Here is a 14,140-nt window from a genome sequence, read left to right as displayed (position 1 = left end):
CGAGGGGCCGCCGAGCGTGGCCCAGCACACCACCAGCGCCTCGGCGATCTCGGGCCCGTACCGGTACCGCGGCGGTCCCGGCACCCGAGGCCGCGGCAGCGCCCCGCACAGCAGCAGCCGCAGCACCTTGCGGGCATGGTCACGATGCCAACCCGTCACCACCGTGATCGCGTCGAGCACCTCGCTCTTCTCCGCCTTGGTCCCATTGCGATACCGCTCCAGCTGAGCCTTGGTCACCTGCCGCCTCGCCGCCAACGTGAGCTCCATCCCCGATCGTGACCCACGCGGGCATCTTCGAGTGAGTCAACGACTCCGATCACGCGGGCATCTTGCGTGAGTCAACTCGCGATTTGGTAGGTCACCGGGGCCTCTGGCACACTTGTCAGGTTGCTTGGTGCGGGACGCGTTCCCGCCACGGCCGTGACAACGCATCGAACCGGTTCCGCCGGGGCGACACACGAGCCACCAGGACAGCTCCGGTCCACCGGAGCTTCGATCCACATCCGACGACATCCCGCGAAGATTGCGTATGCCGTCGGGCCGCGGAGCGGGCGCGACACGCCCGACCGCGGGGGTCGGAGGGTCGGGCCGGCCCCAGACAGCACGACAGCAGTTCAGTTCAGAAGAAGACGGCGAGAGAGAGACGGAAAGCCTCATGGCGGGACAGAAGATCCGCATCCGCTTGAAGTCGTATGACCACGAGGTCATCGACAACTCGGCGCGGAAGATCGTCGACACGGTGACCCGTGCCGGCGCGACGGTGGTCGGCCCCGTGCCGCTGCCCACGGAGAAGAACGTCTTCGTGGTCATCCGTTCGCCGCACAAGTACAAGGACAGCCGCGAGCACTTCGAGATGCGCACGCACAAGCGCCTCATCGACATCATCGACCCGACGCCCAAGGCCGTTGACTCGCTGATGCGTCTCGACCTGCCGGCTGACGTCAACATCGAGATCAAGCTCTGACTCGGGGATGACCGCAATGACTACAACGACCGACAAGACCGTCAAGGGTCTGCTGGGCAGGAAGCTCGGCATGACCCAGGTGTGGGACGCCGACAACCGGCTCGTCCCCGTCACCGTCATCGAGGCGGGCCCCTGCGTCGTCACGCAGGTGCGTGACGCCGACAAGGACGGCTACGCCGCCGTGCAGATCGGCTACGGCCAGATCGACCCGCGCAAGGTGACCAAGCCGCTCACCGGGCACTTCGAGAAGGCCGGCGTCACGCCGCGCCGTCACCTCGTCGAGCTCCGCACCGCGGACGCCGGCGAGTACGCGCTGGGCCAGGAGCTCACCGCCGAGACGTTCGAGGCCGGCCAGGCCGTCGACGTCTCCGGCACGACCAAGGGCAAGGGCTTCGCCGGTGTCATGAAGCGTCACGGCTTCGCCGGTGTGTCCTCCTCGCACGGTGCGCACAAGAACCACCGCAAGCCGGGCTCGATCGGTGGCTGCGCCACCCCGGGCCGCGTCTTCAAGGGCATGCGCATGGCCGGCCGGATGGGCGGCGTGCGCCAGACCACCCAGAACCTCACGATCCACGCCGTGGACGCCGACAAGGGCGTGCTCCTCGTCAAGGGTGCCGTCCCCGGCCCCCGCGGCGCGGTCGTCCTCGTCCGCAGCAGCGTGAAGGGAGCGTGACCACATGACTGCCAAGACCGTGAACGCTGACCTGCCCGCCGAGATCTTCGACGTGCAGACCAACGTCCCGCTCATCCACCAGGTCGTCGTCGCCCAGCTCGCTGCCGCGCGCCAGGGCACGCACGCGACCAAGACCCGCGGCGAGGTCCGCGGTGGTGGCCGCAAGCCGTACCGCCAGAAGGGCACCGGCCGCGCCCGTCAGGGCTCGACCCGTGCGCCGCAGTTCGCCGGCGGTGGCACCGTCCACGGCCCGCAGCCGCGCGACTACGCCCAGCGCACCCCGAAGAAGATGAAGGCTGCCGCCCTGCGCGGTGCCCTCTCCGACCGGGCCCGCCACGGCCGTGTCCACGTCGTCGCCTCGCTCGTCTCGGGCGAGACGCCGTCGACCAAGGACGCCGTCGCGCTGCTCACCGGCCTCACTGAGCGCCCGAACCTGCTTGTCGTCCTCGACCGCAGCGACCTCGTCTCGATGAAGTCGGTGCGCAACCTGGACAACGTCCACGTCCTCGTGGCCGACCAGCTCAACACCTACGACGTGCTCTGCGCCGACGACGTGGTCTTCACGCAGGCCGCGCTCGACGCGTTCGTGAACGGTGCGCAGCCGGTCGGTGGCGCTGTGGCCACCGAGGCCGCCGCCGCTCCCGCGAAGGCCGAGAAGCCGGCCAAGGCCACGAAGGCTGCGGCCACGGCGGACAAGCCGGCCAAGGCCGAGAAGCCGGCGACGCTCGTCGACACCGCGGACGGCGCCGAGGGCACCGCCGGCGGCTTCGGTCCCGACAGCCACGCTGCCACCGAGGACGGCTCGGCGCCCGAGGGCTTCGATGTCAAGGGCAACAAGGACTCCATGAAGTACCACGTGCCCGGTTCGCGCTGGTACGACGCCACCGAGGCCGAGGTGTGGTTCCGCAGCGCTGACGCCGCCAAGGCTGCCGGGTTCGTCCCGGCCGGCGGCGAGAAGGCCCAGCAGGTCTCCGACGAGGCCGAGGAGGAGAGCAAGTGAGCCAGACGAAGAACCCCCGCGACATCCTCATCGCGCCGGTCGTCTCCGAGAAGTCCTACGGGCTCCTCGACGAGGGCAAGTACACCTTCCTCGTCGACCCGCGCTCGAACAAGACCGAGATCAAGATCGCCGTCGAGGAGATCTTCGGCGTCAAGGTCGACTCGGTCCACACGATGAACCGTCAGGGCAAGACCCGGCGCACCCGCTTCGGCATGGGCAAGCGCAAGGACACCAAGCGCGCGATCGTCACCCTCCGCGAGGGCACGATCGACATCTTCGGCAGCGCTGGCGCCTGAGAGACGACTGAAGGAACTTAAGGAAACACGACATGGGTATCCGCAAGTACAAGCCGACGACGCCTGGCCGTCGCGGCTCCAGCGTCGCCGACTTCGTCGAGGTCACGCGCACCACGCCCGAGAAGTCGCTCGTGCGCCCGCTCACCAAGAGCGGCGGCCGCAACAACAACGGCCGGATCACGACGCGTCACATCGGTGGTGGCCACAAGCGCGCCTACCGCGTCATCGACTTCCGTCGCCACGACAAGGACGGCGTGCCGGCCAAGGTCGCTCACATCGAGTACGACCCCAACCGCACCGCGCGCATCGCGCTGCTGCACTACGCCGACGGCGAGAAGCGCTACATCCTCGCCCCGCGTGGCCTGGAGCAGGGCATGGCCATCGAGAACGGCCCGGGCGCCGACATCAAGCCCGGCAACAGCCTGCCGCTGCGCAACATCCCGACCGGTACGGTCGTCCACGCCGTCGAGCTCCGCCCCGGTGGCGGCGCGAAGATCGCGCGCTCGGCCGGCGTCCGCGTCCAGCTCGTCGCCAAGGACGGCCCCTACGCCCAGCTGCGTATGCCGTCCGGTGAGATCCGCAACGTCGACGCGCGCTGCCGCGCGACGATCGGCGAGGTCGGCAACGCCGAGCAGTCCAACATCAACTGGGGCAAGGCCGGCCGCATGCGCTGGAAGGGCAAGCGCCCGACCGTCCGCGGTGTCGTCATGAACCCGGTCGACCACCCGCACGGTGGTGGCGAGGGCCGCACCTCCGGTGGTCGCCACCCGGTGAGCCCTTGGGGCAAGCCGGAGGGCCGCACCCGTCGCCCGGGCAAGCCCAGCGACAAGATGATCGTCCGCCGACGCCGCACCGGCAAGAAGCGCTGACAAGGAGCCATTGACACATGCCTCGTAGCTTGAAGAAGGGCCCCTTCATCGACGACCACCTGCAGAAGAAGGTGGACGCTCAGAACGAAGCGGGTTCCAAGAACGTCATCAAGACCTGGTCGCGCCGTTCGGTCATCAGCCCGGACATGCTCGGCCACACCCTCGCCGTCCACGACGGCCGCAAGCACGTCCCGGTGTTCGTCACCGAGTCGATGGTCGGCCACAAGCTCGGCGAGTTCGCACCCACGCGCACCTTCAAGGGTCACGTGAAGGACGACAAGAAGGGCCGGCGTCGCTGATGGCCACCACCACCGAGAACCCCACCCTCGAGGCGCGCGCACAGGCCCGCCACGTCCGCGTCACCCCGCAGAAGGCGCGTCGGATCATCGACCTCATCCGCGGCAAGAACGCCAGCGAGGCCATCGCCACGCTGCGCTTCGCCCCGCAGTCGGCGTCGGACCCGATCCTCAAGGTGCTCGAGAGCGCCATCGCCAACGCGCGGGTCAAGGCAGACAAGACGGCCGAGCGCTTCGACGAGCGTGAGCTCGTCATCGCGTCCGCGTTCGTCGACGAGGGCCCGACGATGAAGCGTTTCCGTCCGCGTGCGCAGGGCCGCGCCTCGCGCATCAACAAGCGCACGAGCCACATCACCGTGGTCGTCGCGCCGCAGACCAAGCAGGCCAACAACAGGAAGGGAGGCCGCTGACAATGGGTCAGAAGGTCAACCCGCACGGCTTCCGCCTGGGGATCACGTCCGAGCACCGCAGCCGCTGGTTCGCCGACTCCACCAAGGAGGGTCAGCGCTACCGCGACTACGTCAAGGAGGACGTCGCGATCCGCAAGCTCATGTCCGAGGGCATGGAGCGGGCCGGCATCTCCAAGGTCGAGATCGAGCGCACCCGTGACCGCGTCCGCGTGGACATCCACACGGCGCGCCCGGGCATCGTCATCGGCCGTCGTGGCGCCGAGGCGGACCGCATCCGTGGCGAGCTCGAGAAGCTCACCGGCAAGCAGGTCCAGCTCAACATCCTCGAGGTCAAGAACCCCGAGACCGACGCGCAGCTCGTCGCGCAGGGCATCGCCGAGCAGCTCGCTGCGCGTGTGTCGTTCCGTCGCGCGATGCGCAAGGGCATGCAGTCCGCCACCCGCGCCGGCGCCAAGGGCATCCGTGTCCAGGTCTCCGGTCGCCTCGGCGGCGCCGAGATGTCGCGCACCGAGTTCTACCGCGAGGGTCGCGTGCCGCTGCACACCCTGCGCGCGAACATCGACGTGGGCTTCTACGAGGCCCGCACCACCTTCGGCCGCATCGGCGTGAAGGTCTGGATCTACAAGGGTGACCTCACCGCGCGTGAGCTCGCTGCCCAGCAGGCCACCGCGCCGCGCCAGGGCCGCGGTCCGCGTCGCGACGGTGCCGACCGTCCGGCTCGCGCCCGTCGTGAGCGCCCGGACAACGCTGCGCCGGCTCAGGCCACCGAGGCCCCCGCCGCCGAGGCTCCGGCCCAGGCAGCGCCCAGCGAGGGAGAGAACTGATGCTCATTCCCCGTCGAGTCAAGCACCGCAAGCAGCACCACCCGGGTCGTTCGGGCGCTGCCAAGGGTGGCACCACGATCGCGTTCGGCGAGTACGGCATCCAGGCCCTGGAGCCGGCATACGTCACGAACCGCCAGATCGAGTCCGCTCGTATCGCGATGACCCGCTACATGAAGCGTGGCGGAAAGGTGTGGATCAACATCTACCCCGACCGTCCGCTCACGAAGAAGCCTGCCGAGACCCGCATGGGTTCCGGTAAGGGTTCGCCGGAGTGGTGGATCGCCAACGTCAAGCCCGGCCGCGTCATGTTCGAGGTGTCCGGTGTGTCCGAGGAGGTCGCGCGCGAAGCTCTGCGCCTGGCCATGCACAAGCTGCCGATGAAGTGCCGCTTCGTCGCGCGTGAGGGTGGTGACTTCTGATGGCAGTCGGTTCCAAGGACCTGACCTCCAAGGAGCTGCGCGGCTTCGACGACGACCGTCTCGTCGACGAGCTGCGCAAGGCCAAGGAAGAGCTGTTCAACCTGCGGTTCCAGTCCGCGACCGGCCAGCTCGACAACCACGGTCGGCTCCGCGCCGTCCGCAAGGACATCGCCCGGATCTACACCGAGATGCGCGAGCGCGAGCTCGGCATCGGTTCCAGTGTCGGATCGGGTGAGGGCAAGTGACCGAGAATGTGAAGGACCAGACCGTGACCGAGACTGCAGCGACCACCGAGACGGGTGCGCGGAACTACCGCAAGACCCGTCAGGGCTACGTCGTCAGCGACAAGATGGACAAGACCGTCGTCGTCGAGGTCGAGGACCGCGTCAAGCACGCCCTCTACGGCAAGGTCATGCGCCGCTCGACCAAGGTCAAGGCGCACGACGAGGAGAACACCGCCGGCATCGGCGACCGCGTTCTCATCATGGAGACCCGCCCGCTCAGCGCGACCAAGCGCTGGCGTGTCGTCGAGATCCTCGAAAAGGCCAAGTAATGCGTGTGGGGGTCCGCCCCCACATCGCCCCCGTTCGGCCAGGCTCCACATCGCTCACCGCGGCGGTGACGGAGAACCAGCACGACACATAGGAGACAGATAGTGATCCAGCAGGAGTCGCGAGTTCGCGTCGCCGACAACACGGGTGCCAAGGAGATCCTCTGCATCCGCGTTCTCGGTGGCTCGGGCCGCCGGTATGCCGGTATCGGCGACACGATCGTCGCCACGGTCAAGGACGCCATCCCCGGCGGCAACGTGAAGAAGGGCGACGTCGTCAAGGCGGTCATCGTCCGTACCACCAAGGAGCGCCGTCGCGCCGACGGTTCCTACATCAAGTTCGACGAGAACGCTGCGGTGATCCTCAAGAGCGACGGTGACCCCCGTGGCACCCGCATCTTCGGCCCGGTCGGTCGCGAGCTGCGTGAGAAGCGCTTCATGAAGATCATCTCGCTCGCTCCGGAGGTGCTCTGACCATGGCGAAGTTCCGCATCAAGAAGGGTGACACCGTCAAGGTGCTCTCGGGCAAGGACGCCGGTTCGACCGGCAAGGTCATCGCGGTCTACCGCGACGCCGACCGTGTCCTCGTCGAGGGTGTCAACCGCGTCACCCGCCACACCAAGGCCGGCCAGACTGCCCGCGGCAGCCAGACCGGTGGCCTCGTCGTCCAGGAGTCCCCGATCCACGTGAGCAACGTGCAGGTCGTCGACCCGTCGGACAAGAAGCCCACCCGTATCAAGACCCGCGTCGAGACCGTCGAGCGTGACGGACGCCAGAAGGCCGTCCGGACCCGCGTCGGCGTGCGCTCGGGCAAGGACCTGTGAGCGACATGACCGAAACCGCAACCGTGACCAAGCCGCGCCTCAAGCAGCGCTACGCCGACGAGATCAAGGGCGGCCTGCAGGACCAGTTCGGCTACGCCAACGTCATGCAGGTTCCCGGCGTCGTCAAGGTCGTCGTCAACATGGGTGTCGGCGACGCGGCCAAGGACAGCAAGCTCATCGAGGGTGCCGTCCGCGACCTCACCGCCATCACCGGCCAGAAGCCGGTCGTCACCAAGGCGCGCAAGTCCATCGCCCAGTTCAAGCTGCGCGAGGGCATGCCGATCGGCGCCCACGCGACGCTGCGTGGCGACCGCATGTGGGAGTTCCTCGACCGGCTCATCTCGGTCGCGCTGCCCCGTATCCGCGACTTCCGTGGCATGAACCCGAAGCAGTTCGACGGCCGCGGCAACTACACCTTCGGCCTCACGGAGCAGTCGATGTTCCACGAGATCGACCAGGACAAGATCGACCGCGTCCGGGGCATGGACATCACCATCGTCACCACGGCGACGAACGACGACGAGGGACGCGCGCTGCTCAAGGCGCTCGGCTTCCCGTTCAAGGAGAACTGACATGGCGAAGACCGCCCTGATCAACAAGGCGAACAAGAAGCCGAAGTTCAAGGTGCGCGGCTACACCCGCTGCCAGCGCTGCGGCCGCCCGCACTCGGTCTACCGCAAGTTCGGCCTGTGCCGGATCTGCCTCCGGGAGATGGCCCACCGCGGTGAGCTTCCCGGCGTGACCAAGTCGTCCTGGTGACGCACCAGAACTGAACATCGCAGGTATGCCGCGGGGCTGGCCCCGCGCGTACCTCACCGCCGCAGCACGCGGCATACCCCAAGACCATCTACATCGAAGGTCAGCCGGCGCAGCAGCACCGGATGAAACCACGGTGAGAGAGGGCGGAGAAGCCCAATGACAATGACTGACCCGATCGCGGACATGCTGACCCGCGTCCGGAACGCCAACTCGGCGCACAAGGACACGGTCTCCATGCCGTTCAGCAAGCTCAAGTCGCACATCGCGGAGATCCTCCAGGCGGAGGGCTACATCTCCGGGTGGTCCGTCGAGGACGCCGAGGTCGGCAAGACCCTGACGATCAACCTCAAGTACGGCCCCAACCGCGAGCGTTCCATCGCCGGCGTGCGCCGCGTGTCCAAGCCCGGACTGCGCGTCTACGCCAAGTCCACCAACCTGCCCAAGGTCCTTGGTGGACTCGGTGTCGCCATCATCTCGACGTCGTCCGGTCTGCTCACCGACAAGCAGGCCGCAACCAAGGGTGTGGGTGGGGAAGTCCTCGCCTACATCTGGTAAGGGGTAGCAGACATGTCGCGAATCGGACGTCTCCCCGTCGCCATCCCGTCCGGCGTCGAGGTCAACATCGATGGCCAGACCGTCAAGGTCAAGGGCCCCAAGGGCGAGCTCGCGCACACCGTGGCGCAGCCGATCTCGGTCGAGAAGAAGGACACCGACGACGGCCAGGCAGTCGAGGTCAGCCGGCCCGACGACGAGCGCGAGTCGCGTTCGCTCCACGGCCTGACCCGCTCGCTCATCAACAACATGGTTCTCGGCGTCACCGAGGGCTACGTCAAGAAGCTCGAGATCCACGGCACGGGTTACCGCGTGCAGAACAAGGGCGGTTCGCTCGAGTTCGCGCTCGGCTACTCGCACCCGATCACGGTCGCGCCGCCGCAGGGCATCACCTTCACGGTCGAGAACCCGACGCGCTTCCAGGTCGAGGGCATCGACAAGCAGCTCGTCGGTGAGGTCGCCGCGAACATCCGCAAGCTCCGCAAGCCCGACCCGTACAAGGGCAAGGGCGTGCGCTACGCCGGCGAGCACATCCGCCGCAAGGTCGGAAAGGCTGGTAAGTAAGCCATGGCAATGATCATCAAGCGCGCCAAGGGCAAGGTCGCCGCTCGCGGCCGCCGCCACAGCCGTGTCCGCAAGTTCGTCACCGGTACGGCGGCGCGCCCGCGCCTCGTCGTGTCGCGCAGCTCGCGCCACGTCTTCGTCCAGGTCGTCGACGACACCATCGGCAAGACCGTCGCGTCGGCGTCGACGATGGAGGCCGACGTGCGCTCCATCGAGGGCGACAAGACCGCCAAGGCGAAGAAGGTCGGCGAGCTCGTCGCCGAGCGCGCCAAGGCTGCCGGCGTCGAGGCCGTCGTCTTCGACCGTGGCGGCAACAAGTACCACGGACGCGTCGCGGCCATCGCCGACGGCGCCCGCGAGGGTGGGCTGTCGCTGTGACCCAGACGCGTACGAACCTGACCAGTGTGGAAATGAGGAACATCTGATGCCCGGACCCCAGCGTCGAGGCACCGGTCCCGCGTCCGACAACCGTGGCGAGGGCCGTGAGGGCCGCGACAACCGTCGCGACCGTCGCGACGACCGCCGTGGTGGCGGCCGCGAGGCCGAGAAGAGCCAGTACCTCGAGCGAGTCGTGACCATCAACCGCGTCTCCAAGGTCGTCAAGGGTGGTCGTCGCTTCAGCTTCACCGCTCTCGTCGTCGTCGGCGACGGTGACGGCACCGTGGGTGTCGGTTACGGCAAGGCCAAGGAAGTTCCCGCGGCCATCGCCAAGGGTGTCGAGGAGGCCAAGAAGGAGTTCTTCAAGGTCCCCCGCATCCAGGGCACCATCCCGCACCCTGTGCAGGGTGAGGCCGCGGCCGGTGTCGTCATGCTCCGTCCCGCCAGCCCCGGTACCGGTGTCATCGCCGGTGGCCCGGTGCGTGCGGTCCTGGAGTGCGCCGGCATCCACGACGTGCTGAGCAAGTCGCTCGGCTCGGACAACGCCATCAACATCGTCCACGCGACCGTTCAGGCCCTCAAGGAGCTCGAGCGTCCGGAGTCCGTGGCTGCCCGCCGCGGCCTGCCGGTGGACGAGGTCGCCCCCGCGGCCATGCTGCGCGCCCAGGCCGCCGGCATCGCCGAGGCCAAGGAGGCCGCCAAGGACACCGCGAAGGCTGGTGCATGATGGCGCGTCTCAAGGTGACCCAGACCCGTTCGGAGATCGGCGGCAAGCAGAACCAGCGTGACACGCTGCGCAGCCTCGGTCTCAAGCGCATTGGCGACGTCGTCGTCAAGGAGGACCGTCCCGAGATCCGCGGGATGGTCAAGACGGTGACGCACCTCGTCTCCGTCGAGGAGGTTGAGTGATCATGGCTCCTGCCAAGCAGAAGAACACCGAGGGCGCGGCCGAGGCCAAGGCCCTCAAGGTGCACCACCTGCGTCCGGCCCCCGGCGCCAAGACCGCCAAGACCCGCGTGGGTCGTGGTGAGGGCTCCAAGGGCAAGACCGCCGGTCGCGGTACCAAGGGTACGAAGGCCCGCTACCAGGTTCCGGAGCGCTTCGAGGGCGGCTCGACGCCGCTGCACATGCGCCTGCCGAAGCTGCGCGGCTTCAAGAACCCGTTCAAGACCGAGTACCAGGTCGTGAACCTCGACAAGCTGTCCTCGCTCTACCCCGATGGCGGCGACGTCACGGTCGAGGACCTCGTCGCCAAGGGCGCCGTCCGCGACGGCCACCTCGTCAAGGTGCTCGGCACCGGCGAGATCTCGGTCGCGGTCAACGTCACGGCCAACGCCTTCTCCGGCTCCGCCAAGGAGAAGATCGAGGCTGCGGGCGGCTCGGCCACCCAGGCCTGAGCCACCCGACCGCCCTGCCGGACAGCAGACACCGTATGCCGCACGCCGCGTTCCCGGACCTGGTTCCGGGAACCGGCCGTGCGGCATACGTCGTTCGGTAGGTGAACGCCCGTCCCACCCGCCCCAGCATTATCGGGTCACCCGATAATGGCCCGCTCCACCCGAGAAGCCTTGTCGGGTGAAGCGGGACAAGTCCGAGGGTGGACCCCGACGGTGACGACCGGCCCGAGCGTCGCGACCCACCCCGGGGTATCTTTGTTCGTCGATCACCACTGATGCGGCCGAGGCCGCCCACCTGGAGGACCTGTGCTCACCGCCTTCGGCCGCGCGTTCAAGACGCCCGACCTGCGCAGGAAGATCCTGTTCACACTCGGGGTCATCGCCATCTACCGGCTCGGCGCGCACGTGCCGACGCCGGGTGTGAGCTACTCACTCATCGAGAAGTGCCAGGAGGGTGCGGGGGACGCCAACGACCTCCTCGGCCTGGCGAACCTCTTCAGTGGTGGCGCGCTCCTCCAGCTGTCGATCTTCGCGCTCGGCATCATGCCGTACATCACCGCGAGCATCATCGTGCAGCTGCTCACCGTCGTCATCCCGCGGTTCGAGGCCCTCAAGAAGGAGGGTCAGGCCGGCCAGGCGAAGATGACGCAGTACACGCGATACCTGACGATCGCGCTCGCCGTGCTCCAGTCGGCGACCTTCATCACCTTCGCGCAGAACCCGTCGCAGCTCTTCGCCAACCCGGCCTGCACGAACATCCTCACCGACGACTCGCTCGTCACGATCCTCATCATGGTGCTCACGATGACGGCCGGCACCGGCCTCGTCATGTGGCTCGGTGAGCTCGTCACGGACAAGGGTGTCGGCAACGGCATGTCCATCCTCATCTTCACGTCCATCGCGGCGACGTTCCCGAGCTCGCTCTGGGCGATCCAGCAGCGCGACGGCCGCTGGGACATCTTCCTCGGCATCATCCTCATGGGCTTCGTCATCATCGCCCTCGTGGTGTTCGTCGAGCAGAGCCAGCGCCGCATCCCGGTCCAGTACGCCAAGCGCATGGTCGGCCGGCGCGTCTACGGCGGCACCTCGACCTACATCCCGCTCAAGGTCAACATGGCCGGTGTCATCCCGGTCATCTTCGCCAGCTCGCTCATGGCGCTGCCGACGCTCATCGCGCAGTTCCAGACCGACCCGCAGGGCAACAACCCGGGCTGGGTCGACTGGGTCAACGGCAAGCTCGCCCAGGGCAACACGTGGGAGTACGGCCTGATCTTCACCGTGCTCATCCTGTTCTTCACGTTCTTCTACGTATCGATCACGTTCAACCCCACCGAGGTCGCCGACAACATGAAGAAGTACGGCGGCTTCATCCCGGGGATTCGTGCCGGGCGACCCACGGCCGAGTACCTCCAGTACGTCCTCACCCGCATCACCGTGCCGGGGGCGATCTACCTCGCGCTGATCTCGCTCATCCCGCTTCTCGCGCTCGTCCTCGTCGGGGCCAACCAGAACTTCCCCTTCGGCGGCACCTCGATCCTCATCATCGTCGGCGTCGGCCTCGAGACGGTGAAGCAGATCGAGTCCCAGCTCCAGCAGCGTCACTACGAAGGGTTCCTCCGCTAAATGCGACTCATCATTCTCGGACCTCCCGGTGCCGGCAAGGGCACGCAGGCCGCCCGGATCGCCGAGCACTTCGGCATCCCGGCCATCTCCACCGGCGACATCTTCCGCGCCAACATCAAGAACCAGACCGAGCTCGGCAAGCAGGTCCAGGAGATCACAGCCTCGGGCGGCTACGTCTCCGACGACATCACCAACGCCATCGTCGAGGACCGCCTCAACGAGGGCGACGCCGCGGAGGGTTTCCTGCTGGACGGCTACCCCCGCACGACCGGCCAGGTCGCCGCACTCGACGCGATGCTCGCCAAGAACGACCACGGCCTCGACAAGGTCCTCGCGCTCACCGTCGACGAGGACGCCGTCGTCGAGCGCCTGCTCAAGCGCGCCGAGGTCGAGAACCGTCCCGACGACACCGAGGACGTCATCCGCGAGCGGCAGGCGATCTACCGCCGCGAGACTGCGCCGCTCATCGAGGTGTATGCCGACCGCGGCCTGCTCGTCGAGGTCCACGGCCTGGGTGCCGTGGACGAGGTCACCGAGCGCGTCATCTCCGCTCTCCGCTGAGCTCCAGGTCGCCGCGACGATCCGCCGTCGGGACCCCGACGGCGGATTCGCCGTTTGCGACCCAAACGTGCCGCGCTGCCCTACTCTCAGGGTGAGCGCGTGGACACCGTCGGTGACCCGGTGAGCAGGGAAGCGGGTCGGCCATGCAGGAGTCCACGGCGTCGCATGCTCGTCATCGGTCGTCCGGCGTCAACAGGCGCACCGTCGCCACGGGGATGGCGTGGGCCATCCCGGTCGCGGTCGCGGCGACCCCCACCCCGGCCTTCGCGGCGAGTACCTGTGTCGGCTCACCCAACGTGTGCGCCTCGGGGACGATGGGGTTCGGTGGCGCCGTCGACGGGAACGGCTGGCAGAAGAACGTGACCGGGGCGTTCTCGCCGAGCACGGTGTTCCAGTACAAGAACCCGTACACCGCGGCCAATGTCGCTTCGTGCAGCGGTGACGGGTGCACGGCGGTCTCGCCCGGCAACACCACGTCGGTTGCGAACGCGATCTACATTGAGTCCAACCCGACAGGATCCGGCCGCGTCGCCACGTACTTCAAGACCATGTGCCTCTCGGCCGGCACGACCTACACCTTCACGTTCAGCTGGGCGGCCTACACGGCGAACTGCCGGGCGGCCTACCTCGACTCGGCGATCCTCAACCCTGACGGGACGATCGCCGCGGCTGGGGCTCAGGTGGTCGCCCCGGCCTCGACCAAGGGCAACACGTCCGGAACCGTCACGATCACCATCACCCCGCTCACGACGAGCGACGCCTACACGTTCCGGTACACGTGGACCTTCGGCACGACTCCGACCAGCTACGGCGGGTCGTGCAACATCGGGGCCAACGACATCGGCGTCAGCGCGCCGACGGTCACCTGCCGCGCCGCTGCCTGACAACAAGGGTGACGTTCAACCGGAGGCCTGAACCAGGAATGCGCACACGGCATACCCGGTTGGTTGAACTGTGAATAACCTCAGCATCATCGTCTCGTCCACGCGTCCGTCGCGCATCGGCCACCACGTGACCCGGTGGGTCCAGGAGCAGGCCGACCCCGAGCAGTGGCAGGTCAAGGTCCTCGACCTCGCCGAGATCGGCCTGCCCTTCCTCGACGAGCCGGACATGCCCGCGAACGGCAACTACGCGCTGCCGCACACACAGGCCTGGGCGAGCGAGATCTTCGGCTCCGACGC

Annotated in this window: 24 protein-coding genes and 2 pseudogenes; 25 read left to right on the top strand and 1 reads right to left on the bottom strand. The window is 67.7% G+C overall.

The genetic code is table 11. The features are described from left to right. A pseudogene (locus BCF74_RS16315) lies at positions 1-267 on the bottom strand (integrase); the annotation flags it as partial. A 388-nt stretch (positions 268-655) separates the two neighbouring features. Between BCF74_RS16315 and rpsJ the strand changes: the two are divergent. From rpsJ to BCF74_RS16190, 25 genes and pseudogenes are all read left to right on the top strand, one after another. Then, positions 656-964 (top strand): 30S ribosomal protein S10, encoded by a 309-nt coding sequence (rpsJ, locus tag BCF74_RS16310; RefSeq protein WP_009775966.1) that lies wholly within the window; start codon positions 656-658, stop codon positions 962-964. A 16-nt stretch (positions 965-980) separates the two neighbouring features. Then, positions 981-1,637 (top strand): 50S ribosomal protein L3, encoded by a 657-nt coding sequence (gene rplC / locus BCF74_RS16305; RefSeq protein ID WP_177426684.1) that lies wholly within the window; start codon positions 981-983, stop codon positions 1,635-1,637. 4 nt (positions 1,638-1,641) lie between these two features. Beyond that, positions 1,642-2,637 carry a 50S ribosomal protein L4, sunset domain variant gene (gene rplD / locus BCF74_RS16300; protein ID WP_106298997.1) on the top strand — a complete coding sequence of 332 codons (996 nt, stop codon included), beginning with the start codon at positions 1,642-1,644 and terminating at the stop codon, positions 2,635-2,637. Further along, positions 2,634-2,933: a 50S ribosomal protein L23 gene (gene rplW, locus BCF74_RS16295; protein WP_106298996.1), complete on the top strand. Its 300-nt coding sequence runs from the start codon at positions 2,634-2,636 to the stop codon at positions 2,931-2,933. The genes rplD and rplW overlap by 4 nt, the downstream gene beginning before the upstream one ends. Before the next feature lie 32 nt (positions 2,934-2,965). Then, a complete protein-coding gene (gene rplB / locus BCF74_RS16290; protein ID WP_106298995.1) occupies positions 2,966-3,802 on the top strand; it encodes a 50S ribosomal protein L2 in 837 nt (278 codons plus the stop codon). 17 nt (positions 3,803-3,819) lie between these two features. Further along, entirely contained in the window at positions 3,820-4,101 is a 282-nt protein-coding gene (gene rpsS / locus BCF74_RS16285; RefSeq protein ID WP_091756369.1) for a 30S ribosomal protein S19, read from the top strand. Then, complete coding sequence (gene rplV, locus BCF74_RS16280; protein WP_106298994.1) at positions 4,101-4,508, top strand: 50S ribosomal protein L22; 408 nt, start codon at positions 4,101-4,103, stop codon at positions 4,506-4,508. Before rpsS ends, rplV begins: the two co-directional genes overlap by 1 nt. 2 nt (positions 4,509-4,510) lie before the next feature. Further along, positions 4,511-5,332: a 30S ribosomal protein S3 gene (rpsC, locus tag BCF74_RS16275; protein WP_106298993.1), complete on the top strand. Its 822-nt coding sequence runs from the start codon at positions 4,511-4,513 to the stop codon at positions 5,330-5,332. Continuing rightward, complete coding sequence (gene rplP, locus BCF74_RS16270; protein ID WP_106298992.1) at positions 5,332-5,751, top strand: 50S ribosomal protein L16; 420 nt, start codon at positions 5,332-5,334, stop codon at positions 5,749-5,751. Before rpsC ends, rplP begins: the two co-directional genes overlap by 1 nt. Then, positions 5,751-5,981, top strand: a pseudogene (gene rpmC / locus BCF74_RS16265) (50S ribosomal protein L29); the annotation flags it as partial. The gene rplP and the pseudogene rpmC, both read left to right, overlap by 1 nt. Positions 5,982-5,992: 11 nt before the next feature. Next, positions 5,993-6,304, top strand: coding sequence for a 30S ribosomal protein S17 (gene rpsQ, locus BCF74_RS16260; protein ID WP_106298990.1), 312 nt, complete (start codon positions 5,993-5,995; stop codon positions 6,302-6,304). A gap of 102 nt (positions 6,305-6,406) precedes the next feature. Continuing rightward, positions 6,407-6,775, top strand: a complete 369-nt coding sequence (rplN, locus tag BCF74_RS16255) for a 50S ribosomal protein L14 (protein ID WP_106298989.1) — start codon at positions 6,407-6,409, stop codon at positions 6,773-6,775. A 2-nt stretch (positions 6,776-6,777) separates the two neighbouring features. Beyond that, entirely contained in the window at positions 6,778-7,125 is a 348-nt protein-coding gene (gene rplX / locus BCF74_RS16250) for a 50S ribosomal protein L24 (protein ID WP_106298988.1), read from the top strand. A gap of 5 nt (positions 7,126-7,130) precedes the next feature. Further along, complete coding sequence (rplE, locus tag BCF74_RS16245) at positions 7,131-7,697, top strand: 50S ribosomal protein L5 (protein ID WP_106298999.1); 567 nt, start codon at positions 7,131-7,133, stop codon at positions 7,695-7,697. A 1-nt stretch (position 7,698) separates the two neighbouring features. Continuing rightward, the gene (locus BCF74_RS16240; protein WP_106298987.1) at positions 7,699-7,884 is read left to right on the top strand and encodes a type Z 30S ribosomal protein S14; all 186 of its coding nucleotides are present in this window, start codon (positions 7,699-7,701) and stop codon (positions 7,882-7,884) included. A gap of 156 nt (positions 7,885-8,040) precedes the next feature. Continuing rightward, complete coding sequence (rpsH, locus tag BCF74_RS16235) at positions 8,041-8,439, top strand: 30S ribosomal protein S8 (RefSeq protein ID WP_106298986.1); 399 nt, start codon at positions 8,041-8,043, stop codon at positions 8,437-8,439. A gap of 12 nt (positions 8,440-8,451) precedes the next feature. Continuing rightward, on the top strand, positions 8,452-9,000 hold the full coding sequence (gene rplF, locus BCF74_RS16230) for a 50S ribosomal protein L6 (RefSeq protein WP_106298985.1): 549 nt from the start codon (positions 8,452-8,454) through the stop codon (positions 8,998-9,000). Between the two features lie 3 nt (positions 9,001-9,003). After that, the gene (gene rplR / locus BCF74_RS16225) at positions 9,004-9,378 is read left to right on the top strand and encodes a 50S ribosomal protein L18 (protein ID WP_106298984.1); all 375 of its coding nucleotides are present in this window, start codon (positions 9,004-9,006) and stop codon (positions 9,376-9,378) included. Positions 9,379-9,424: 46 nt separating this feature from the next. Continuing rightward, positions 9,425-10,105, top strand: a complete 681-nt coding sequence (gene rpsE, locus BCF74_RS16220) for a 30S ribosomal protein S5 (RefSeq protein WP_106298983.1) — start codon at positions 9,425-9,427, stop codon at positions 10,103-10,105. Next, complete coding sequence (rpmD, locus tag BCF74_RS16215; RefSeq protein ID WP_106298982.1) at positions 10,105-10,287, top strand: 50S ribosomal protein L30; 183 nt, start codon at positions 10,105-10,107, stop codon at positions 10,285-10,287. Before rpsE ends, rpmD begins: the two co-directional genes overlap by 1 nt. Before the next feature lie 2 nt (positions 10,288-10,289). Beyond that, positions 10,290-10,775 (top strand): 50S ribosomal protein L15, encoded by a 486-nt coding sequence (gene rplO / locus BCF74_RS16210; RefSeq protein WP_106298998.1) that lies wholly within the window; start codon positions 10,290-10,292, stop codon positions 10,773-10,775. A 306-nt stretch (positions 10,776-11,081) separates the two neighbouring features. Then, entirely contained in the window at positions 11,082-12,398 is a 1,317-nt protein-coding gene (gene secY, locus BCF74_RS16205) for a preprotein translocase subunit SecY (protein ID WP_106298981.1), read from the top strand. Then, a complete protein-coding gene (locus BCF74_RS16200; RefSeq protein WP_106298980.1) occupies positions 12,399-12,959 on the top strand; it encodes an adenylate kinase in 561 nt (186 codons plus the stop codon). A 215-nt stretch (positions 12,960-13,174) separates the two neighbouring features. Beyond that, complete coding sequence (locus BCF74_RS16195; protein ID WP_106298979.1) at positions 13,175-13,843, top strand: hypothetical protein; 669 nt, start codon at positions 13,175-13,177, stop codon at positions 13,841-13,843. Positions 13,844-13,913: 70 nt separating this feature from the next. After that, a partial coding sequence (locus BCF74_RS16190; protein WP_146133019.1) for an NADPH-dependent FMN reductase occupies positions 13,914-14,140 on the top strand: 227 nt, incomplete at its 3' end.

The organism is Knoellia remsis, from assembly GCF_003002895.1.
Taxonomy (GTDB): domain Bacteria; phylum Actinomycetota; class Actinomycetes; order Actinomycetales; family Dermatophilaceae; genus Knoellia; species Knoellia remsis.
This window is presented reverse-complemented; position numbering and strand designations above follow the sequence as displayed.